The organism is uncultured Alistipes sp. (assembly GCF_963931675.1).
Lineage (GTDB): Bacteria > Bacteroidota > Bacteroidia > Bacteroidales > Rikenellaceae > Alistipes.
In genome coordinates this window covers 718,048-739,134 of the sequence record NZ_OZ007039.1, presented here as the reverse complement: position 1 = coordinate 739,134, position 21,087 = coordinate 718,048, and the positions used below count along the sequence as shown (strand labels likewise).

Sequence of the window (21,087 nt, the reverse complement as noted above, 5' to 3'; positions counted from 1 at the left end):
CTTATGGAATATACGATTTTGATTCTGTTGCTGCCCTTCGTGAGCTTCCTTCTGCTGGGGCTCGCAGGCATGAAGCTCCGGCCCGTGGTGGCGGGGGCCATCGGAACGGCTGTGCTGGCCGTGGTTACGGTGCTGAGCTATACGACGGCTTACGAATATTTTGCAGCGGGGCGTGACGCCTCCGGGGCCTTCCCGACGCTGATCCCCTGGAATACGGTCTGGCTGCCCATCGCGGGCGACCTGCACATCGACCTGGGCGTGCTGCTCGATCCGATCTCGGTGATGATGCTGGTGGTGATCTCCACGGTCTCGCTCATGGTCCACATCTACTCGCTGGGCTACATGAAGGGCGAGCGGGGCTTCCAGCGTTACTACGCTTTCCTGTCGTTGTTCACGATGAGCATGATGGGGCTGGTCGTGGCGACGAACATCTTCCAGATGTACCTCTTCTGGGAGCTGGTGGGCGTGAGCTCCTACCTGCTGATCGGCTTCTACTACACGAAACCCGCGGCGATTGCCGCCTCGAAGAAGGCCTTCATCGTGACGCGCTTCGCCGACCTGGGATTCCTTATCGGCATTCTCGTCTACGGTTACTACGCCGGGACCTTCACCTTCACGCCCGCCGCGACGACCATCGCCGCCGCCGGTGCGATGATTCCGCTGGCCCTGGGGCTGATGTTCATCGGCGGTGCGGGCAAGAGCGCCATGTTCCCGCTGCACATCTGGCTGCCTGACGCCATGGAGGGCCCGACGCCCGTTTCGGCGCTGATCCATGCGGCGACGATGGTCGTCGCGGGGGTCTACCTCGTGGCGCGGATGTTCCCCCTCTTCATCGGCTATGCCCCCGAGGTGCTGCACTGGACCGCCTATATCGGGGCCTTCACGGCGCTGTACGCCGCCGTGGTGGCCTGCGTGCAGAGCGACATCAAGCGTGTGCTGGCCTTCAGTACCATTTCGCAGATCGGCTTCATGATCGTGGCGCTGGGCGTCTGTACGTCGAACGACCCCCACACGGGCGGTCTGGGCTACATGGCCTCGATGTTCCACCTCTTCACCCACGCGATGTTCAAGGCGCTGCTCTTCCTCGGCGCCGGGGCGATCATCCACGCCGTGCACTCGAACGAGATGTCGGCGATGGGCGGCTTGCGCAAGTATATGCCACTGACGCACGCGACGTTCCTCGTGGCGTGCCTGGCCATCGCGGGGATCTGGCCCTTCAGCGGCTTCTTCTCCAAGGATGAGATCCTCACGGCCTGCTTTGCGTTCAGCCCCGTCATGGGGTGGGTGATGACGGCCATCGCGGGCCTGACGGCCTTCTACATGTTCCGTCTCTACTACGGCATCTTCTGGGGGCGTGAGAACCGCGAGCTCCACGCCGCGCATACGCCCCACGAGGCTCCCGTGACGATGACCCTTCCGCTGCTGGTCCTGGCGGCCGTAACCTGCGTGGCGGGCTTCATCCCCTTCGGACAGTTCGTCTCGTCCGACGGGCTGGCCTACACGATCCACATCGACGGCGGCGTGGCGACCATCAGCCTCTGCGTGGCCGTGGCGGCCATTGCGCTGGCTACGTGGATGTACGCCCGGGAGAAGCAGCCCGTGGCCGACCGGCTGGCCGAAAGGTTCAGCGGTCTGCACCGCGCGGCTTATCACCGCTTCTACATCGACGAAATCTATCAGTTCATCACCCACCGGGTGATCTTCGCCTGTATCTCGACCCCGATTGCGTGGTTCGACCGCCATGTTGTCGACGGCTTCCTGAACCTGCTGGCCAGCGTCACGAACGGCGCCGCCTGCCTGATCCGCGAGATGCAGAGCGGCAGTGTGCAGCGCTACTGCATGTGGTTCCTCGGCGGTGCGCTGGGGCTGACGATCCTGATTCTTCTCATCTGCTAATCGGAACGTGTTATGAATATACTATCCCTGTTTCCTGCCGTGCCCCTGGTGATGATGCTGGGGCTGTGGCTCTCGAAGTCGCGGCGGCAGATCCATGCCGTGATGGTCACGGGCGCGTCGGTGCTGCTGGCGCTGGCCGTGGTGCTCGTCTTCCGTTACCTCGGGCTGCGCGAGGCGGGTGAAACGGCCCAGATGCTCCTGACCGACAGCGTCGTGTGGTACGCCCCGCTCAACATCCACTACGCCGTGGGCGTCGACGGCATCTCGGTGGCCATGCTCCTGCTGTCGGCCATCATCGTCTTCACCGGAACCTTCGCCTCGTGGCAGATGCAGAAGGACGTGAAGGCCTACTTCCTCTGGTACTGCCTGCTGAGTGTCGGGGTCTTCGGCTTCTTCATCTCGGTGGACTTGTTCACGATGTTCATGTTCTACGAGGTGGCGCTGATCCCGATGTACCTCCTGATCGGCGTCTGGGGCAGCGGCCGCAAGGAGTATTCGGCCATGAAGCTGACGCTGATGCTCATGGGCGGTTCGGCGCTGCTGCTGATCGGCATTCTGGGCATCTACTTCGGCGCCGGGGCCACGACGATGAACGTCCAGGAGATCGCCGCGCTGCACAACATTCCCGTCGCGCTGCAGCGGATCTGGTTCCCGCTGGTTTTCGTGGGATTCGGCGTCCTGGGGGCCCTGTTCCCCTTCCACACGTGGAGCCCCGACGGCCACGCCTCGGCCCCGACGGCCGTCTCGATGCTCCACGCCGGGGTGCTGATGAAGCTCGGCGGCTACGGCTGCTTCCGCGTGGCGATGTACCTGCTGCCCGACGCCGCCCACGAGCTGAGCTGGATCTTCATCATCCTGACGACCATCTCGGTGGTTTATGGCGCCTTCTCGGCCTGCGTGCAGACCGACCTGAAGTACATCAACGCCTATTCGTCCGTCTCGCACTGCGGGCTGGTGCTCTTCGCCATCCTGATGATGAACACCACGGCCTCGACGGGTGCCATCCTGCAGATGCTGAGCCACGGTCTGATGACGGCGCTCTTCTTCGCGCTGATCGGTATGATCTACGGACGCACCCACACGCGCGACGTGCGCCAGTTGAGCGGTCTGATGAAGGTGATGCCCTTCCTCGCCGTGGGGTACGTGATCGCCGGTCTGGCGAACCTCGGACTGCCGGGCCTGAGCGGCTTTGTGGCCGAGATGACGATCTTCAACGGCGCCTTCATGAACGCCGACACGTTCCACCGCGTGGTGACCGTCATCGCCTGCACGTCGATCGTCATCACGGCGGTCTACATCCTGCGCGTCGTCGGGCGGATCCTCTACGGCACGTGCGAAAACCCCGAACACCTGAAACTCTCCGACGCCACGTGGGACGAACGCCTTGCGGTCATCTGCCTCGTCGTGGCCATCGCCGGGATGGGACTCGCGCCGCTGTGGGTGAGCGACCTGATCCGCGGCAGCGTCTCGGAACTCATTGCACACATCTTGAGCTAAGCGACTATGGATTACACGATGATATTTCCGCTGATGCGGGCCGAACTGACCCTCACGGCGATCCTCATTCTTCTCTTCCTCTACGACCTCCTTGCGGGCAAACGCGGGCGCCGCTGGTTTTCGGCCGTGGCATGCGGACTGCTGGCCGTGCAGGTCGCGGTGAATCTCATCCCGGGCCCGGAGGGCGAACTCTTCGGCGGGATGTTCCGTTACGCCGCGATGGACGGCGTGGTGAAGAGCATCCTTTCGATCGGAGCGCTGATCGTCTGCCTGCAGGCCGACCCGTGGCTGCGGCGCGAGGATACGCACCACAAGCAGGGTGAATTCTACATCCTGACGCTTTCGACGCTGCTGGGCATGTACTTCATGATCTCGGCGGGGCACTTCCTGTTGTTCTTCATCGGCCTGGAGCTGGCTTCGGTGCCGATGGCCTGCCTGGTGGCCTTCGACAAGTACAGGCACCACTCGGCCGAGGCCGGGGCGAAATACATCCTCTGCGCGCTCTTTTCGAGCGGGCTGATGCTCTTCGGCATCTCGTTCCTCTACGGTACGACCGGCACGCTCTACTTCGACGACATGGCGGCCCGGCTGACCGCCTCGCCGCTCGTGATCCTGTCGATGGTCTTCTTCTTCTCGGGACTGGGCTTCAAGATCTCGCTCGTGCCCTTCCACCTCTGGACGGCCGACGCCTACCAGGGCGCCCCGACGGCCGTCACGTCGTACCTCTCGGTGGTCTCGAAGGCCGCTGCGGCGTTCGTGCTCTTCACGACGCTGGTCAAGGTCTTCGCACCGCTGGTCGAGGAGTGGCAGACGCTGCTGTGGGTCGTCACGGTGCTGAGCATTACCGTGGCGAACCTCTTCGCCCTGCGTCAGCGGAACCTGAAGCGCTTCATGGCCTTCTCGTCGATCTCCCAGGCCGGGTACATCATGCTGGCCGTTATCGGCGGCAGCGCTCAGGGCATGACCTCGCTGGTCTTCTACGTGCTGGTCTACCTGGCCGCGAACCTCGCGGTCTTCGGCGTGCTGTCGACCGTCGAGCAGCACTCGGGGGGCAAGGTCTCGCTGGAGGATTACAACGGCTTCTACCGCACCAACCCCCGGCTGGCCGTGATGATGATGCTGGCGCTCTTCTCGCTGGCCGGGATTCCGCCCTTCGCGGGCTTCTTCTCGAAGTTCTTCGTCTTTGCCGCGGCCTTCAAGGCCGGTTTCTACGTGCTGGTCTTCATCGCCCTGCTCAATACGGTGATCTCGCTCTACTACTACCTGCTGATTGTCAAGGCGATGTTCATCACCCCGTCCGATGAGCCGATCGCCGCATTCCGCAGCGATGTCGGTACGCGCATCAGCCTGGCTCTCTGCATGGCCGGCGTGCTGCTGCTGGGGCTCGTCAGCTCCGTCTACGAGGGCATCAACGCCCTCTCCTTCGGGCTCTGACGAGCCTGCCGGACGAGAAGAGGGAAAACCCCGCGCGGGGTCTTCCCTCTTTTTCCGCAACCGTCCGGCGGCGCAATGACGTTCTTTCCGAAAATCGTCCGGCGGCGCAATGGCGGGGGCGGCTATCGCTTTTTTTCCAGGTCCAGCAGCCGCTCCTTGATGCCGAGCCCGCCGGCATATCCGGTGAGCCGCCCGTCGTGGCCGATGACCCGGTGGCAGGGGATCAGGATGGCGATCGGATTGCGGTTGTTGGCCATCCCTACGGCCCGGTAAGCCCGGTTGCGGCCGATCTGTTCGGCGATCTGCTTGTAGGTGCGCGTCTCTCCGCAGGGAATGGTCCGCAGGGCCTTCCAGACCCGCTGCTGGAACGCCGTGCCGGCCGGTGCGAGCGGAAGGGTGAACGCCCGGCGCGTTCCGGCGAAGTACTCCCGGAGTTGTGCGGCGGCTTCCCGCAGCAGCGGCGTGGCATCCTCTTCCCGACAGAGAAGCGAATCCTCCGGGAGCTCCGTCCCGAAGCAGAGCCCGGTGACGGCATCGTCCGAGGCCGTCACCGTGACCGGTCCGACGGGCGTTTCGAGTTGCAGGGAGTGCGTCATAAATTCTTCAGGGTGTAGTCAATCATCTTCTGTCTTATGTGTGCTGTTGCGTCGGGCCACATCGAGTGGTTCTGATCGGGGTACACCATCATGTCATACTGCTTCCCGGCTCGGTTCAGGGCGCGGGTCATCTCCACGGTGTTCTGGAAATGCACGTTGTCGTCGGCCGTGCCGTGGATGATGAGCAACCGGGTGCGCCGGTCGTCGAGCATCTGTGCAAAGTGGATCGGGGAGTATTTGTCATACCCTTCGGCATTGAACTGCGGCAGGTTGTTGTAGATCTCGGTGTAGATCGTGTCGTAGTAGCGCCACGAGGTGACGGGAGCCACGGCGATGGCCATGCGGAAGAGCCCGTGTCCCTTGAGGGCGCAGCTCAGGGCCATGAAACCGCCGTAGGACCAGCCGTAAATCCCGATCCGGTCGGGGTCGACCCAGGGCTGTGCAGCCATGTAGCGGGCCGTCGAGAGCTGGTCCTCGACCTCCAGGGCGCCGAGCCGTCCGTAGGTGAGTTTCTTGAACTTCTCGCCCCGAAATCCGGTGCCGCGGCCGTCGGCGCAGACCACGATGTAGCCCTTTTCGGCGAGGGCATCCTCCCAGTCCATCGACCAGCGGTCGGCCACCGACTGCGAACCGGGACCCGAATATTGCGTCAGCAGCACCGGGTAACGCTTCGCGGGATCGAACCCGCGGGGCAGGATGCGGTAGGCGTTGAGCGTGTCGCCGCGTTCGGTCACGAAGGTGAAGAACTCCTTGACGGGCCGGTCCGCAGCCATCAGTTCGGCCCGCAGCTCGCGGCTGTCGGCCAGCGTGCGGAGCCATTGTCCTGCGGCGTCGCGGACTTCGGTGAGGTTGGGGGTCGTGGCGTTCGAGAAGGTCGTGATGAAATACTTCATCCCCTTGCTCGGCGAGACGGTGTAGTAGCCCTCGCCCTGCGTGAGCCGCTGTTTGTCCTTCCCGTCGAGCCGCACGCTGTAGAGGTTGCGGCGCAGCGGCGAGGTCTCGGTCGAGAGGTACCAGACGCGCTTGCCGTCGGTTCCCACCACGTCGGTCACCTCCCAGGCCCCCCTGGTCACCTGTTCGAGCAGGCCGCGGCGCAGGCTGTAGAGGTAGAGGTGCATGTACCCCGTATGGCTCTCCTGCCGCACGAGGAAGCGGTCGCGGTCGACGAACGTCACGGTCTTGTCGTCGACCCGTTCGACGTATTGCTGCGAGCGCTCCTCATAGACCGTCCGCTGGGCGCCGTGGGGCTCGCAAACCACCATCTCGAAGGTGTTCTGGCGGCGGTTCAGCCGGTAGTACCAGGGCCGTCCGTCGGGTGTCCAGCCGATGCGGGGGATATACTGGTCGGTTTCGGGTCCGGTGTCGATCCGGGTTTTCGCACCCGTTGCGAGGTCGGCGATCCACAATTGGACCACGGAGTTCGCCTCCCCGGCCTTCGGGTATTTGAACGAGTAGGCCCGGTTGTAGAGTTTCCCGTCGAAGCGCATCATCTCCATCAGGGGCACCTGACTCTCGTCGAAACGCAGATAGGCCAGTTTCTGTCCGTCGGGCGAGAAGGCGTAGGCGCGCGTGATGCCGAACTCCTCCTCGTAGACCCAGTCGGTCGTGCCGTTGATCACCTCGTTCCAGCGTCCGTCGTCGGTGATGCGGCGCGTGCGCTGCGTCTCGATGTCATAGACGTAGAGGTCGTTGTGGTCGGAGTAGGCGATGCGGCGTCCGTCGGGCGAGAACGAAGCGTCGCGCGGCGCCTCGGCGTCGCGCAGAACCGGGATGACGCGTCCGTCGCGGATGAGCGAGTAACTCGTGGTGTAGGAGTGTCGGTAGATGGGGTGACGTCCCGAGGCGATGAGGATCGAGCGCTCGTCGGGCGAAAGCGTATAGTCGGAGATCGCCAGATTCGGCGTCGGTGACGGAAGCAGGCTTTCGCCCGGGCCTTCCGAGGCATAGGCGTAGCGGCGGATGTCGTTGCCCGCGAGGACGGTGTAGTGTTCGCCGTCGTTCATCGAGCGGATGCCCCGCACCGTCTGGTTCATCCCCTTCAGGCGGGCGATCTCGGCATACTCTCCTTCGGCTGCGGCGGGGCCGGCCGTGAAAAGGAGCGCCGCTGCGAACAGCCCCTGGGCTGCACGCCGTGCGCTCCGTGTCGTCAATCTCTTCATCGTGTAGTGCTGTTCCTCGGTTTCTGTTGTAGCTGTCGGGTTAAATGTCCTCGACCTCGAAGTCGTAGCCCAGGCGCTTGCCGGTGACGAACTTCGAGTTGTCCATCTTCGTGTTGAACTGGTCGACCGTGACGCGTTTGTTCTCCTCGTAGGGGGGCATCAGCAGGTCGAAGTTCAGCGAGAAGGCAATGGCGGCCTCCAGTACGTCGACCAGCGCGTCGCGGTCGATTTCGGCCTTTCCGAAGCTCATGGCCCGCATCGAGGTCTGCTGTTTTCCCTCGACGAAGTAGCGGCGTTCGCGGTTGATGAAGATCCGCCCGATGAGGTATCCTTCGTCGGCGTTGCGGTTGAACTTGAACGAATCGGAGAGGAAGTTGTAGATGTTGATCAGTCCGCAGTAGGAGTTCTCCTGGTCGGCCTGCACGTAGGGGTTCTGCCAGATGAGGTGGTTGGCGTCGAATTCGAAGACGTCGGTGTGCATCTGGAAGATCAGCAGGTCGTTGGCCACCTGCAGCTGGGCTTCGAACTTCCCGCGGTCTCGGTATTCGAGCCGCACGCGGCGGTCGAGTTTCCCGTCGAGCTCGTCGTCCATCTCGGCGGCGATCTCCAGCAGGGTCTCTTTCAAGAGGTTGAAGGCTGCGAACGTATTGTCGAACACCTTCTGTTTGAGGGTTGATTTGCGGACGATCGTATCGAGGATCCTGGCCCGCAAGGGGGTTGTTTCCATGGTCTGGTATCTGGTCTGTCGTTGTTTCCTGTTTTGCCGGGGCGGCGGTCCGGGGCTGGGAGCCGCGCTCTCATGCGTTTTGCGGCCGGAGGTTATTTGATCCGCAGCTGCCGGCCCTCCTCGAGCCGTTCGCCGGGTTTGAGCTTGTTGAGGCGTTCGATCGAGCGGCTCCGGATTGCGTAGGACTGCCCGACGGCGTAGACCGTCTCGCCCTGGCGGCAGATGTGGTGGCGGGCATTGCCCTCCCAGCGCTTCTTCTTGCGCTCGATGTAGACCACCTCGCCGGTCATCGGCTGGGCCTGCTTGTCCTTCAGGTCGTTGAACTTCCGCAGGTTCCGGGCCGAGATGCGGAACTTGCGGCCGATATTCTCATAGGTGTCGTTCTCCTTGGCCGTGACGTAGTGCACGCCGTTGGTCATGTAGACGTTGTAGCCCTCGTGGGCGTTGATCGTCACGCGGTAGTTGTCCGGGTCGACGGCCGTTTCGGTGCGGGCGACCTCCTCGACGCTCGACTGCGACGAGAACCACTCTTCGGGATTGCGCTCCAGGCCGAACCGTTTGGCGTAGAGTTGTTGGCCGTTGGGTCGGTCGAGCAGGTAGAGCTGGCTCTCCTCGATGATGCGGATCAGCCGCTGGGCGTAGTCGGAGGCCGTGGCGTAACCGGCCGCCTTCAGGCCACGGGCCCAGCTCTTGTAGTCGTCGGAGGCGTAGGCGAAGAGCGAATCGTAACGGGGCTGCGAGTCGAGGAATTCGGCATGGTCCTCGTAGGAGGCTTCGACGGTGGGGTAGGCGCGGAAGCATTCGCCCTTGGCGTCGTCGTCGTGATAGACCCGTTCGCCCTTCCAGTTGGTCTTGCACTTGATGCCGAAGTGGTTGTTGGACTTCATCGACAGGAGGCTGTTTCCGCAGTCGGATTCGAGGATTCCCTGAGCCATGGTGATGCTGGCGGGGATTCCGTAGCGCTCCATGTGTGCCACGGCGATGTGCATGTATCGGTCGATGTACTCTTCGCGGGTCTGGCGCACCTGGCCCGGGAGCTGGGCCGTGCAGGCGAGGAGGATCCCGGCGAGGAGTATTGCTTTTCTGGAAATATTCATTATCTTTGTTTGATGATTACCGACAAAGGTATAATTTTCCGTTGAAAATAACAATATTCCCCTAAAACCGAAGCTATGTTTACCGAAAACGCGAACCGCATTTTCAACCGTTCCATCGAGGACTACCACCGTTGGGACGATGTGGACCACCCGATCGAGAACCCTTACGAACCCGGTACGCTCGACCACCTGCTCTACCACAAGAACTGGATCGACACCGTGCAGTGGCATCTGGAGGACATCATCCGCGACCCGGCGATCGACCCGGTGGAGGCGCTCCGGATCAAGCGGCGGATCGACAAGTCGAACCAGGACCGCACGGACATGGTGGAGTATGTGGACTCCTACCTGCTGGACAAATATAAGGAGATCCGTCCGGCGGCCGATGCGCGGCTCAATACGGAGACCCCGGCGTGGGCCATCGACCGGCTGTCGATCCTGGCGCTGAAGATCTACCACATGGCGCGGGAGACCGAACGTACGGATGTCGACGAGGCGCACCGCGAGGCGTGCCGCCGCAAGCTGGAGGTACTGCTCACGCAGCAGACGGACCTTTCGCGGGCCATCGAGGAGCTGATCGAGGATATTGAGGCGGGGCGCAAATACATGAAGACCTACAAGCAGATGAAGATGTACAACGACCCGTCGTTGAACCCCGTGCTCTATGGGCAGAAAAAATAACGGCGGTCTGCCCCGTCACCTGCTGGTCCTGCGGACTTCGGCCATGGGCGACGTGGCGATGCTGCCCCACGCCCTGCGGGCGCTGCTCGCGGCCTACCCCGACCTGAAGGTCACCGTGGCGACGCAGAAACTCTTCCGTCCCTTCTTCGAGGGGCTCCGGGTCGAGATCCTGGAGGTCGATACGAAGGGTGTGCACCACTCCCTGCGGGGAATGTGGTGCCTGGCCGCCGAGGCGCGACGGCTCGGCGTGGATGCCGTGGCCGATGTCCACGACGTGCTGCGCTCGCAGGCCTTCCGCTTTTCGATGCGGCTGCACGGCATCCCCACGGCCCATATCGACAAGGGACGCGCCGAGAAACGCCGCTTCATCCGCTGCGGCGGCCGCGGCATGGAGCCGCTGCGGCATACCGTGCTGCGCTATTGCGATGTTTTCCGGCGGCTGGGCTTTGTGTTCGATGACCCGGCGCCTGCCGAGCCCCGCACGCTCGAAAATCCCTTCGGCGAGAAGCAGGGCCGCTGGGTGGGCTTCGCCCCCTTCTCCGCCCACCGGGGCAAGACCTACCCCGAAGCGCAGAGCCGTGAACTGGTCGGGCTGCTTGCGGCACGTTTCGACCGGGTCTTCATCCACAGCGGCGGCGGGGCCGAGCGGGCCTTTGCCGAGGAGATGGAACGGACGTATCCCAATGTGACGGCCCTTGCCGGAAAGGTCCGGCTGGCGGGGGAGATGGCACTCGTGTCGAACCTCGACTGCGTGGTGGCGATGGATTCGCTGGTCATGCACCTTGCGGCGCTGGTCGGTACTCCCGTGGTCTCGGTCTGGGGCGCCACCCATCCCGGGTTGGGTTTCCTCGGCTACGGCGTCCCGGAGGAGGGGATCGTGCAGGCCGATTTCGACTGCCGCCCCTGCTCGGTCTTCGGCAGCAAGCCCTGCCGCTACGGCGACTGGCACTGCCTGACGGCCATCACGCCCGAATCCGTTGTCGAACGGGTCGAACGGCTGGTCGCCCGGCGATCCTGAGGGGCTGTAAGAGGCCGTGACCCCCCCCTCCCTCTAAAAAACAATAAAGCAGCCCGCAGCATCAGTCTGCGGGCTGTTTTGCTTTCGTGCCGATCCTCGAACTACTCCTGCGCAGGAGTAGTCTCCTCTTCCGGGGTTGCAGCGGCATCAGCGTCTTCCGCGTCTGCGCCCGGTTTCGTTGCGGCCGCCTCCGCGTCTTCCGTAGCGGCAGTCTCCGCCTCCTCGGATACTTTGGTGTAGACGATCTCCGTCCCCTCGATCGTCAGCGTGTAGTTCCCGGCGGCATCCTTCGAGATGATGCCCGTCTGGGAGAAGTCGAAGCTTCCGCCGTTGCCGATGCTCTGCCCCTTGAGCAGAATCTTCCCGGCCTCGTCGAGCAGCTCCCAGCCCGTGTAGACCAGCGTCGCCGAGTTGATCGAGGCGGCTTCGCCCTCGACGCGGATGTCGATTCCCATCGTGAACTCCGGATTCTCCGTGTCGTAGAGCATCCAGCGTCCGACAGCCTCCGCATAGGTGGGGTTCGTGGCCACCTTCAGGGCCTGGGCACCCTCCTCCAGACGGCCCTTGTAGTCCACGACCACCGGCGCCCCCACGAGCAGCCCGTGGGCTTCGCTCCGGTCGGCCCCTTCGGTCGAGAACGTGTAGGTCGATTCGGCCGACTGATCCTGCACCGTGACGGTGTTCATCGTGGCGTCGGTGATGAAGCCCGTGAACGTCTTGGGCTCCCGTTCCCCGCAGGCCGCCAGCCCGAGTGCAGCCAGGGCGGCCAGCCACAGTTTTCTGTTTTTCATGGTTCTGACTTTTTTGATTGTCGTTTTTTCGCGGCAAAAATAACGGTTTTTCCCTCTCCCGGTATCACAGCGACCGGATATATTCGTCGATGGCCTTTGCGGCGGTGCGTCCGGCCCCCATGGCGAGGATCACCGTGGCGGCACCCGTCACGGCATCGCCTCCGGCAAAGACCCCTTTGCGGGTCGTGGCACCGTGCTCGTCGGCCGTGATGCAGCCGCGGCGCGAGGTTTCGAGCCCTTTGGTCGTGGCGGCCAGCAGCGGGTTGGGCGAGGTGCCCAGCGCCATGATCACCACGTCGCAGGGAATCTCGAACTCCGAGCCGGGTTTTACGACCGGCGAGCGGCGTCCGCTCTCGTCGGGTTCGCCCAATTCCATCTCCACGCAGCGCACGCCCCGAACCCAGCCGCGCTCGTCGCCCAACACCTCGGTGGGGTTGGTCAGCATCCGGAAGCAGATGCCCTCCTCCCGGGCGTGGTGGACCTCCTCGACGCGGGCCGGGAGCTCCTTCTCCGAACGGCGGTAGACGATCGTTGCGTCGGCACCCAGCCGCTTGGCCGTGCGCACGGCGTCCATGGCCACGTTGCCGCCGCCCACGACGACCACGCGCTGCCCGACATAGATCGGCGTGTCGTACTCGGCGTCGTAGGCGTGCATGAGGTTGGCGCGCGTGAGAAACTCGTTGGCCGAGACCACGCCGTTGAGGTTCTCGCCCGGGATGCCCATGAAGCGCGGCAGCCCGGCCCCCGAGCCGATGAAGACGGCATCGTAACCCTCCTCGTCCAGCAGCGAGTCGATCGTCACGGTGCGGCCCACGATGACGTCGGTCTCGATCTCCACGCCCAGCGCCTTCACCTCCTCGATTTCGCGGGCCACGACCCGCTGCTTCGGAAGCCGGAATTCCGGGATGCCGTAGACCAGCACGCCGCCCGCCTCGTGAAGCGCCTCGAAGATCTTCACGCCGTAGCCCATGCGGGCCAGGTCGCTGGCGCAGGCCAGTCCGGCGGGGCCGCTGCCGATAACGGCCACCTTGCGGCCGTTGCGGGCGGCTGTTGCTTTCGCCGCGGTGCCGTGTTCGAGTTTCCAGTCGCCGACGAAGCGTTCCAGCTTGCCGATGGCCACCGGTTCGCCCTTGATGCCGAGGATGCACGAACCCTCGCACTGCGTCTCCTGCGGGCAGACGCGCCCGCAGATCGAGGGCAGCGAACTGTCCTCGGAGATGATGTCGGCTGCCTCCTGCAGTTTGCCCTCGTGCAGCGCCGCGATGAACTCGGGGATGTTGATCCCCACGGGGCAGGCCTCCACGCAGCGGGGTTTCTTGCAGCGCAGGCAGCGCGAGGCTTCGAGGAGAGCCTCCTCCTGGTTGTAGCCGTAGCAGACCTCCTCGAAGTTGGTTGCCCGGATTGCCGGATCCTGTTCGCGCACCGGCACGCGCGGTATCTTGTTCGCCATGTTTTACGCTGTTATTTGTCCAAACCGATTCTGCATACGTGTCCCGCTTCGCGTTCGGCCTCGATGGCTGCGGCGCGCTGCTCCTGGGTGCGGTACATCCCCTGACGGCGCATCGCTTCGTCGAAATCGACCTCGTGGCCGTCGAACTCCGGACCGTCGACGCACGTGAAGCGCGTCTTCCCGCCGACCGTCACGCGGCAGGCGCCGCACATGCCCGTACCGTCGACCATCAGGGCGTTGAGCGAGACGGTGGTCTTCAGGTTGTACTTGCGGGTCGTCAGGGCCACGAACTTCATCATGATCATCGGGCCGATGGCCACGCACTCGTCGTAACGCTCGCCGCGCTGTTCGACGAGCTCCTCGATCATCCCCGTGACCATCCCCTTGAACCCCTCCGAACCGTCGTCGGTGGCGATGTAGAGGTTTTCGGCCACGGCGCGCATGGCGTCGGTGTAGATGAGCATCCGGCTGTTCTTGGCGCCGATGATGACGTCGGCGCGCACACCGTGTTCGTGGAGCCACTTGACCTGCGGGTAGATCGGGGCGGTTCCCACGCCTCCGGCCACGAAGAGGTAACGGCGTCGGCGCAACTCTTCGAGGGGCAGGTGCACGAACTCCGACGGACGGCCCAGCGGCCCGGCAAAGTCGGCCAGGGCTTCACCCTGCTCCAGGGCGCAGATCTTGCGCGTCGAGGCCCCGATGGCCTGCGTAACGATGGTGACGCTGCCTTCCGTGGCGTTGAAATCGGAGATCGTGAGCGGAATGCGCTCACCGTGAGCGTCGGCCCGCACGATGACGAACTGTCCGGGATGTGCCGAACGGGCGACGCGCGGGGCATGGATCTTCATCAGCCAGATGCCTTCTGCGAGGAGTCTTTTTTCGAGAATGGGATACATTATATATGAATTAGTGTGTTACTCTTCGATGATTGCCGTGACACGGATCCGCCGCATGGGGCGGATCGGGTCGTTGGTCACCACGACGAGGTGTTCGCTCAGCACGCCGAACTCCTGGTCCTTGGGGTTGAGCAGGACCTCGGCCCGCAGCGAATCGCCGGGAGCGATCCGGGTGCCGGGAGCGAGTGTCGTGGCCACGTGCCCCTCACCCTCGACGGCGCGGACGATCAGCTCGGCCGTGCCGGTATTCGAGAGCGTGAATCCGAGTTTTCGGACGCTTTCGCGCTGTTTTACAGGGCCGAATTTAAGGATATTTCCCGAATATTCGCTCCGGGGGCCCGCTTTTCCCTCGTTTTCGGGCCGCGGGTCCACCCCGATTCCGTGGGTGACGAGGGTTGTGCCGTTGCTGCGGCCGTCAACCGCGACCTCCAGGGCGTCACGCAGGGTCCCGTAACGGGGCCGGTCCGCGGGGATGAGGTACGAGAAGTTGATCGAACCCCGTTCGCGGGGGGCGATTGTGGCCGGGGCCTCCGTGCGGAGCAGCCCGCTGACGGTCAGCGGCCGCAGGGTGAGGCGGATCGGACGGTCGGAGTCGTTGACGTAGCCGATGGCCCCCTGTACCGGCTCCCCGACATGGATATAGGCGAAGGCGTTGAGTGTCGAGGCCAGCCGCAGTCCGCCTCCGGCATCGACCGGATAGAGCTCCTCGATGCTTTTCGGGCGCGGTGCGACGTTGCCTTGTACGGTGAGAGCGGCGATCTTTTTCCGCTCGCTGGAGTAGACCGTCAGCTCTTTGGAGAAGACTCCCGGGCGGTTTGCGGGGTCGTAGGTGACGGTGATTTCGGTCTTTTCGCCGGGGAGGATCGGGCGTTTCGAGAAGCGGGGAACCGTACAGCCGCAGGAGGTCACCACGTCGAGGATCACCAGGGGCTTGTCGCCGCGGTTTTCGCCCGTGAAGGTGTGGCTCACGGGGCCGTCGAGTTCCTGGATGGTCCCGAAGTCCCAGCGGGGCGTATCGAAGGTCAGCGAGCCCTGAGCCGGGGACTGGAGTCCGTATAATGTCAATAAAATGAGAATTATAATCTGTTTGGCCATTTCTTTCTCGGAGTTGATGATTTTCTGCAAAGATACTTTTTTCTGGAAAAAAATGTACGATTATTTTGCGGGAAAGAAAAATTGCTATATATTTGCACTCCGAAACGGTGAAACAACCGGGGCCGGTGAAACAACCGGGAGACCGGGGAGGAGGGTAGCCGGATCGAATGCCTGAATAGCTCAGTTGGTTAGAGCACATGACTGTTAATCATGGGGTCCTAGGTTCAAGTCCTTGTTCAGGCGCCAGATGCGCGAGGGTTGCGTAAAGGTTCTTTCAAAACGTCTGCAAGGGGCGGCCGAAGAGAGAGGGGCGGGTCCGGAAGGATCGCTTTCTCGAAACGGAATACCGGAGAGTTCGCTGGAGGAAGATCCGCGGTGCGATCCGTTGCACGGAACAGGTTGCAGCAGCAATTCGGAAGATTGCCTTTGCAGTCCCAAGCCATTTTTACGGGAGCTTAGCTCAGTTGGTTCAGAGCGTCTGCCTTACAAGCAGAGGGTCGGGGGTTCGACTCCCTCAGCTCCCACACGATGACAGCCACTTACAGCGATGCAAGGGGCTTTTTTTTTGAAGCGGGGGGCTTTGGAAAAATCGGGAGCATAGCTCAGGGGTTCAGAGCGCCTGCTTGACAAGCAGGAGGTCTGCAGTTCAAATCTGCATGTTCCCACAAAATGAAACGGTTTGCACTTTTGCAGATCGTTTTTTTTGTGCCCGGTTTTGACCTTCTGCGCTTCCGGCAGCGTCGGCAGCCTCTCCGCCGGCCCCTCTGCCGGTCGCGGGGAAAGCCCCCGAAAAATAGAGCCCCGGAAAATGGGAAATGGATTTGCTGGTATGATTTATTTGTACTATATTTGCACCTGCAAACCGAACGGGGAGCTTAGCTCAGTTGGTTCAGAGCGTCTGCCTTACAAGCAGAGGGTCGGGGGTTCGACTCCCTCAGCTCCCACAGGATCGCCGCCTCAGCATGGGACGGCGATATTTTTTTACCCGATTTTTGCGGACCTCGGCTCCGGGAAACGGGCCTCCTCCGGAGGTTTGTCCGGTTTCGGCGAAACATTCCATTCGAATATGCGCTATCTTTGCCGTATGAAACTGCTGAAAATCCATCTTCTTGTACTCTGCGGCCTCCTTGCGGTGTTTGCAGGGCCCGAAGTCCGGGCGCAGTCGGCCGTCTATCCCGTCAGCGGGCGGGTGATCGACCGTCTGACCCGCCAGCCGGTGCCCTATGCCGCCGTGGTGCTGGCCGGGCAGGAGCGGACCGGCGTTTCGACCGATTCGCTGGGGCGTTTCCGGATCGAACGGGTAAAACCCGGCATCTGGCGCCTGACGGTCTCCTCGATGGGTTACAGGAGCACGACGACTCCCGAATACCTGGTTTCGGCCGCCACACCCTTCATCGAGGTCGAACTCGACGAGGATGCCACGCAGGTCGAGGCCGTGACGGTGCGTCCGACGCCCTTCCGCGTAACGACCGAGAGTCCCGTGAGCCTGAAGGTTATCGGCCTGCAGGAGATCGAGAAGAGCCCCGGTTCGAACCGCGATGTCTCGCGCATCGTGCGCTCCTATCCGGGCGTCTCCTTTTCGCCCGTGGGTTACCGCAACGACCTGATCGTGCGGGGCGGCGGACCCTCGGAGAACAAGTTCTACATGGACGGCATCGAGATCCCGAACATCAACCATTTCGCCACGCAGGGCGCCACGGGCGGTCCGGTGAGCATCGTGAATGCCGACCTCGTGCGGGAGATCAGCTTTTATACGGGGGCCTTCCCGGCCGACCGCGCCGGAGCGATGAGTTCGGTGCTGGATTTCCAGCTGCGCGACGGAAACCCCGAGCGGCAGACCTTCAAGGCGACGCTGGGCGCTTCGGAGGTGGGGGTGAGCGGCAGCGGCCATATCGGCCGGAAGACCACCTATCTCTTTTCGCTGCGGCAGTCCTACCTGCAGATGCTCTTCAAGCTGCTGGGGCTCCCCTTCCTGCCGAACTACATCGACGGACAGGTGAAGATCAAGACGCGCCTCTCGGAGCGTGACGAACTGACGGTGCTGGGGCTGGCCGGGATCGACAACATGAAGCTCAACGTCGACGAGGAGGGCGAGGATGCCGAATACCTGCTGAGCTACCTGCCGCGGATCCGGCAGGAGACCTTTACGGTGGGGGCCGTGTGGCGGCACTACGCCGGGCGGCACGTGCAGACGGTGACGCTGAGCCACAACTACCTGAACAACCGCAACCTGAAATATCGGAACAACGACTCTTCGTCGGAGGAGAACCTGATGCTGCGGCTGCGCTCCGTGGAGCAGAAGAGCACGCTGCGGGGCGAGAACCGCACCTACCTGGGCAGCTGGTCGGTGCGCGAGGGGGTCGAACTGACCTGGTCCAACTATACGAACCGGACCTTCCAGCGGCTCTACGCGGCGGATCAATCGATGCTCTCCGACTACCGTACCCGGCTGGGGATCATCGGTTGGGGCCTCTTTGTCTCGTCGGAGTACGTTTCGCCGAACAAGCGGCTGAAGGCTTCGGCGGGACTGCGCACCGACGGCTGCGACTATTCGGGACGCATGGCGCGCTTCTGGCGGCAGCTGTCGCCCCGGGCATCGGTCTCCTATGCACTGAGCGACGCCTGGTCGGTGAGCGGAGCCGCCGGGCTCTATTACCAGCTGCCGCCCTACACGGCCCTGGGATTCCGTGAGGCGGAGGCCTTCGTGAACCGTTCGCTGGAGTACATGCACGTCGGGGCTTTCAGTGCCGGGTTCGACTGGCGCCACGGCGACCGGCTGATCGTCACCCTTGAAGGCTTCTACAAACGCTACGGCAACGTTCCGCTGTCGCTTGTCGACGGGATTCCGCTCTCGTGCAAGGGCGACGATTACGGCACGGTGGGCAACGAGGCGCTGGTATCGTCGGCGCAGGGGCGCGCCTACGGCCTGGAGGCGATGGCGCGGTGGCAGATCCCCGGGCGGTTGAATGTCGTGGGGTCGGTGACGCTCTACCGCTCGGAGTATCGTAACAACTCGTCGGCGCCGTGGATCGCCTCGGCCTGGGACAACCGCTTTGTGGTGAATATCAGCGGTACCTACGATTTCCCGCGCCACTGGAGTTTCGGGGCGAAGCTGAGCGCCGTGGGCGGAGCGCCCTTTACGCCCTATGATGAGGAGAAGTCGTCGCTCGTGGCGGCCTGGGATGCCCAGGGACGCCCCTATTACGATTACACGCAGTACAACGCCGGACGGCTCGACGCCTTCGCGCAACTGGACGTGCGCCTCGACAAGGTTTTCTACTTCAAGCGCTGCATGCTGGGTTTCTACATCGACCTGCAGAACGTTACGGTGAGCAAGTACCGTTCGCCGGATGTCTGGATGTCGACCGGGGTGATTGCGAATCCCGAGGCGCCGGTCGGGGAGCAGAAATATGTCATGAAGCCGATCGAACAGGTGAGCGGCACGCTGCTGCCGACGCTGGGCATCACGGTCGAGTTTTAGGCGACCCGGGGCCGGAAAGAGCGGGGCCGGGTCTGGTTGGGGCGGATCGGTGACGGACCGGTTCGCTTTCGAACGGGTCACTTCCGGTGTTCGGTCCGGACAACATGAGAACAGCAGGGAATCTCTCGACTGCCTGCTGTCCCGGAGGTTTGGCCTCCTAAACTACTAACCCAAACTTAAATAAATGAAGAAACCTCACTGCGGTTGCTGATCCGCAGTTGATTCAGGAACGGGCAAGGAGCGTGCCAAACGAAAAGCCGCCGATGGATCTTATCCCATCGGCGGCTTTTTCGGAATGTTCTTGCGTCTGCTGTGGCTATTTCGGATGCTACCGGAAGACACCCGTGTAGGTCGAGGGCGAGAGGGCGCGCAACTCCTCCTTCACCTCCTCCGGGACGTCGAGCGTCTCGATGAACGCGGTGATCGCCTCGCGGGTGATGTGGGTGTTGGTGCGCGTCAGGGCCTTCAGTGCCTCGTAGGGTTTCGGGTAGCCCTCGCGGCGCAGGATCGTCTGGATGCCCTCGGCCACCACGGCCCAGTTGTTCTCCAGGTCGCGCTCCAGTGCTTCGGGGTTGAGGATCACCTTCCCGAGCCCCTTCATGAGCGACTGCAGGGCGATCAGGGCGTGGGCCATCGGGACGCCGACGTTGCGCAGGACGGTCGAGTCCGTCAGGTCGCGCTGCAGGCGCGAGACGGGGAGTTTCGACGACAGGTGCTCGAAGACGGCATTGGCGATGCCGAAGTTGCCCTCGGCATTCTCGAAATCGATGGGGTTGACCTTGTGGGGCATGGCGCTCGACCCGACTTCGCCGGCCCTGATGCGCTGCTTGAAGTACTCCATCGAGATGTAGGTCCACATGTCGCGCGAGAGGTCGATCAGGATGGTGTCGATGCGCTTCATGGCGTCGAAGATGGCCGCCAGGTTGTCGTAGTGCTCGATCTGCGTCGTGTATTGCGAACGGCTCAGCCCCAGCGTCCCGTTCACGAAGCGGTTGGCGAAGGCCACCCAGTCGTATGCGGGATAGGCGGCGTGGTGGGCGTTGAAGTTGCCCGTGGCGCCTCCGAACTTCGCCGGGACGGGGATGTCGTGAAGCATGACCAACTGCTTTTCAAGACGCTCGACGAATACCGAAAACTCCTTGCCGAGCGACGTGGGCGAGGCGGGTTGCCCGTGGGTGCGGGCCAGCATCGGCACCGTGCGCCACTCCTCGGCGAACGACGCCAGCTTGTCGCGGACCTCCTCGACGGCGGGGTAGTAGACCCCGGCCAGCGCCTCCTTGATCGAGAGCGGGATGGCCGTGTTGTTGATGTCCTGCGAGGTGAGGCCGAAGTGAACGAACTCCTTGTAGCGCTCCAGCCCCAGGGCGTCCATCTTCTCCTTGATGATGTACTCGACGGCCTTGACGTCGTGGTTCGTGACCGACTCGATCTCCTTGACCCGTTCGGCGTCGGCCGCGGAGAAATCGGTGTAGAGGGCGCGCAGGTCGGCGAATTTCGTGTGGTCGATGTCTGCGAGCTGCGGCAGCGGGAGTTCGCACAGCGCGATGAAATATTCCACTTCGACACGGATCCGGTAGCGGATCAGCGCCTGTTCCGAAAAATAATCGGCGAGTTTTTCCGTTTTGTTACGGTAGCGTCCGTCGACGGGCGAAATGGCTGTCAGAGGCGTTAACATATTTGGGATGAGATTTGTTTTCGAGCACCAAATTTACGACAATTAATTGAAATACGCATAAATTTCGCTACCTTTGCAAAGATAATCCATGCGCGGGCGATCCCCGAAGGGGCGCTGTCGGCTGCGGCGCGGACTTTGCAGCCGCTCCGGCATGGAGATTTGCGATGAAACCCGGAATCCGGAAGAGAGATGAATTTCTTTTTGTCAATCATAGATTCGTTGGTGAGTTTCGTGCAGCGCAATCCGCTCACGACGCTCGTCATTCTTTTTCTGGCGCTTTGCGCCCCGGCGCTGCTCAAGGGCATCGCCATTGTGATACTTTATATTGTCATGGGACTGATTTTATTGGTTGTGGGGCTGATGCTTCTTTTCCGCTGGCGGATCTACAAGATGCGCAGGCAGATGGAGGAGCAGTTCGGCCGCGGGGGATTCGATCCCCGGCAGGGGGGCTTCGGCAGCTCCTTCACGCAGGAAGAGCCCCGGCACGGCCGCCGCGAAGGCGAAGTGCGTGTTCACCGCACCTCCGACGCCCCCGAGAAGCGGGTTTCGAGCGACGTGGGCGACTATATCGATTTCGAAGAGGAGAAAAACTGA

16 protein-coding genes and 4 tRNA genes are annotated in these 21,087 nt (G+C 62.7%); 11 read left to right on the top strand and 9 right to left on the bottom strand.

Translation table 11 applies throughout. The annotated features are described in order from the left end of the window. The first annotated feature begins 3 nt into the window (after positions 1-3). The 3 genes from nuoL to ABGT65_RS03245 are packed head-to-tail and all read left to right on the top strand — an operon-like array spanning position 4 to position 4,827. On the top strand, positions 4-1,896 hold the full coding sequence (gene nuoL, locus ABGT65_RS03255; protein ID WP_346699722.1) for an NADH-quinone oxidoreductase subunit L: 1,893 nt from the start codon (positions 4-6) through the stop codon (positions 1,894-1,896). A 12-nt stretch (positions 1,897-1,908) separates the two neighbouring features. Beyond that, positions 1,909-3,393: an NADH-quinone oxidoreductase subunit M gene (locus ABGT65_RS03250; protein ID WP_346699721.1), complete on the top strand. Its 1,485-nt coding sequence runs from the start codon at positions 1,909-1,911 to the stop codon at positions 3,391-3,393. A gap of 6 nt (positions 3,394-3,399) precedes the next feature. After that, the gene (locus ABGT65_RS03245) at positions 3,400-4,827 is read left to right on the top strand and encodes an NADH-quinone oxidoreductase subunit N (protein ID WP_346699720.1); all 1,428 of its coding nucleotides are present in this window, start codon (positions 3,400-3,402) and stop codon (positions 4,825-4,827) included. A gap of 122 nt (positions 4,828-4,949) precedes the next feature. On the opposite strand, the gene ABGT65_RS03240 is transcribed toward ABGT65_RS03245, so the two are convergent. The 4 genes from ABGT65_RS03240 to ABGT65_RS03225 form a co-directional block, all read right to left on the bottom strand. Continuing rightward, complete coding sequence (locus tag ABGT65_RS03240; protein ID WP_346699719.1) at positions 4,950-5,423, bottom strand: methylated-DNA--[protein]-cysteine S-methyltransferase; 474 nt, start codon at positions 5,421-5,423, stop codon at positions 4,950-4,952. Beyond that, positions 5,420-7,456 carry a S9 family peptidase gene (locus ABGT65_RS03235; protein WP_346703049.1) on the bottom strand — a complete coding sequence of 679 codons (2,037 nt, stop codon included), beginning with the start codon at positions 7,454-7,456 and terminating at the stop codon, positions 5,420-5,422. The genes ABGT65_RS03240 and ABGT65_RS03235 overlap by 4 nt, the downstream gene beginning before the upstream one ends. A gap of 166 nt (positions 7,457-7,622) precedes the next feature. Next, a complete protein-coding gene (locus ABGT65_RS03230) occupies positions 7,623-8,309 on the bottom strand; it encodes a hypothetical protein (protein ID WP_346699718.1) in 687 nt (228 codons plus the stop codon). 92 nt (positions 8,310-8,401) lie between these two features. Next, a complete protein-coding gene (locus ABGT65_RS03225; protein WP_346699717.1) occupies positions 8,402-9,406 on the bottom strand; it encodes a glucosaminidase domain-containing protein in 1,005 nt (334 codons plus the stop codon). Between the two features lie 75 nt (positions 9,407-9,481). Here ABGT65_RS03225 and ABGT65_RS03220 point away from each other — a divergent pair, with 75 nt between their 5' ends. Further along, complete coding sequence (locus tag ABGT65_RS03220; RefSeq protein WP_346699716.1) at positions 9,482-10,087, top strand: DUF4254 domain-containing protein; 606 nt, start codon at positions 9,482-9,484, stop codon at positions 10,085-10,087. Beyond that, positions 10,071-11,105 carry a glycosyltransferase family 9 protein gene (locus tag ABGT65_RS03215; protein ID WP_346699715.1) on the top strand — a complete coding sequence of 345 codons (1,035 nt, stop codon included), beginning with the start codon at positions 10,071-10,073 and terminating at the stop codon, positions 11,103-11,105. The genes ABGT65_RS03220 and ABGT65_RS03215 overlap by 17 nt, the downstream gene beginning before the upstream one ends. A 101-nt stretch (positions 11,106-11,206) precedes the next feature. Here the strand turns inward: ABGT65_RS03215 and ABGT65_RS03210 are convergent, their stop codons facing one another. The 4 genes from ABGT65_RS03210 to ABGT65_RS03195 form a co-directional block, all read right to left on the bottom strand. Beyond that, the gene (locus ABGT65_RS03210) at positions 11,207-11,896 is read right to left on the bottom strand and encodes a lipocalin family protein (RefSeq protein WP_346699714.1); all 690 of its coding nucleotides are present in this window, start codon (positions 11,894-11,896) and stop codon (positions 11,207-11,209) included. A 64-nt stretch (positions 11,897-11,960) separates the two neighbouring features. Continuing rightward, positions 11,961-13,346, bottom strand: coding sequence for an NADPH-dependent glutamate synthase (gltA, locus tag ABGT65_RS03205; protein ID WP_346699713.1), 1,386 nt, complete (start codon positions 13,344-13,346; stop codon positions 11,961-11,963). Between the two features lie 11 nt (positions 13,347-13,357). Beyond that, positions 13,358-14,242, bottom strand: a complete 885-nt coding sequence (locus ABGT65_RS03200) for a sulfide/dihydroorotate dehydrogenase-like FAD/NAD-binding protein (protein WP_346699712.1) — start codon at positions 14,240-14,242, stop codon at positions 13,358-13,360. An 18-nt stretch (positions 14,243-14,260) separates the two neighbouring features. Continuing rightward, positions 14,261-15,307, bottom strand: coding sequence for a DUF1573 domain-containing protein (locus tag ABGT65_RS03195; protein ID WP_346699711.1), 1,047 nt, complete (start codon positions 15,305-15,307; stop codon positions 14,261-14,263). Between the two features lie 199 nt (positions 15,308-15,506). Between ABGT65_RS03195 and ABGT65_RS03190 the strand changes: the two genes are divergently transcribed. The 5 genes from ABGT65_RS03190 to ABGT65_RS03170 all read left to right on the top strand — a co-directional run bounded on the left by ABGT65_RS03190 (position 15,507) and on the right by ABGT65_RS03170 (position 18,818). Continuing rightward, positions 15,507-15,583: transfer RNA gene (locus ABGT65_RS03190), tRNA-Asn, on the top strand. Positions 15,584-15,786: 203 nt separating this feature from the next. Then, positions 15,787-15,861, top strand: a tRNA-Val gene (locus ABGT65_RS03185). Positions 15,862-15,928: 67 nt separating this feature from the next. Then, positions 15,929-16,002: transfer RNA gene (locus ABGT65_RS03180), tRNA-Val, on the top strand. A 204-nt stretch (positions 16,003-16,206) separates the two neighbouring features. Continuing rightward, a tRNA-Val gene (locus ABGT65_RS03175) sits at positions 16,207-16,281 on the top strand. Between the two features lie 140 nt (positions 16,282-16,421). Continuing rightward, positions 16,422-18,818, top strand: coding sequence for a TonB-dependent receptor (locus ABGT65_RS03170; protein WP_346699710.1), 2,397 nt, complete (start codon positions 16,422-16,424; stop codon positions 18,816-18,818). 328 nt (positions 18,819-19,146) lie between these two features. Here the strand turns inward: ABGT65_RS03170 and purB are convergent, their stop codons facing one another. Beyond that, a complete protein-coding gene (gene purB / locus ABGT65_RS03165; protein ID WP_346699709.1) occupies positions 19,147-20,493 on the bottom strand; it encodes an adenylosuccinate lyase in 1,347 nt (448 codons plus the stop codon). Between the two features lie 189 nt (positions 20,494-20,682). Between purB and ABGT65_RS03160 the strand changes: the two genes are divergently transcribed. After that, positions 20,683-21,087 carry a DUF4834 family protein gene (locus tag ABGT65_RS03160; RefSeq protein WP_346699708.1) on the top strand — a complete coding sequence of 135 codons (405 nt, stop codon included), beginning with the start codon at positions 20,683-20,685 and terminating at the stop codon, positions 21,085-21,087.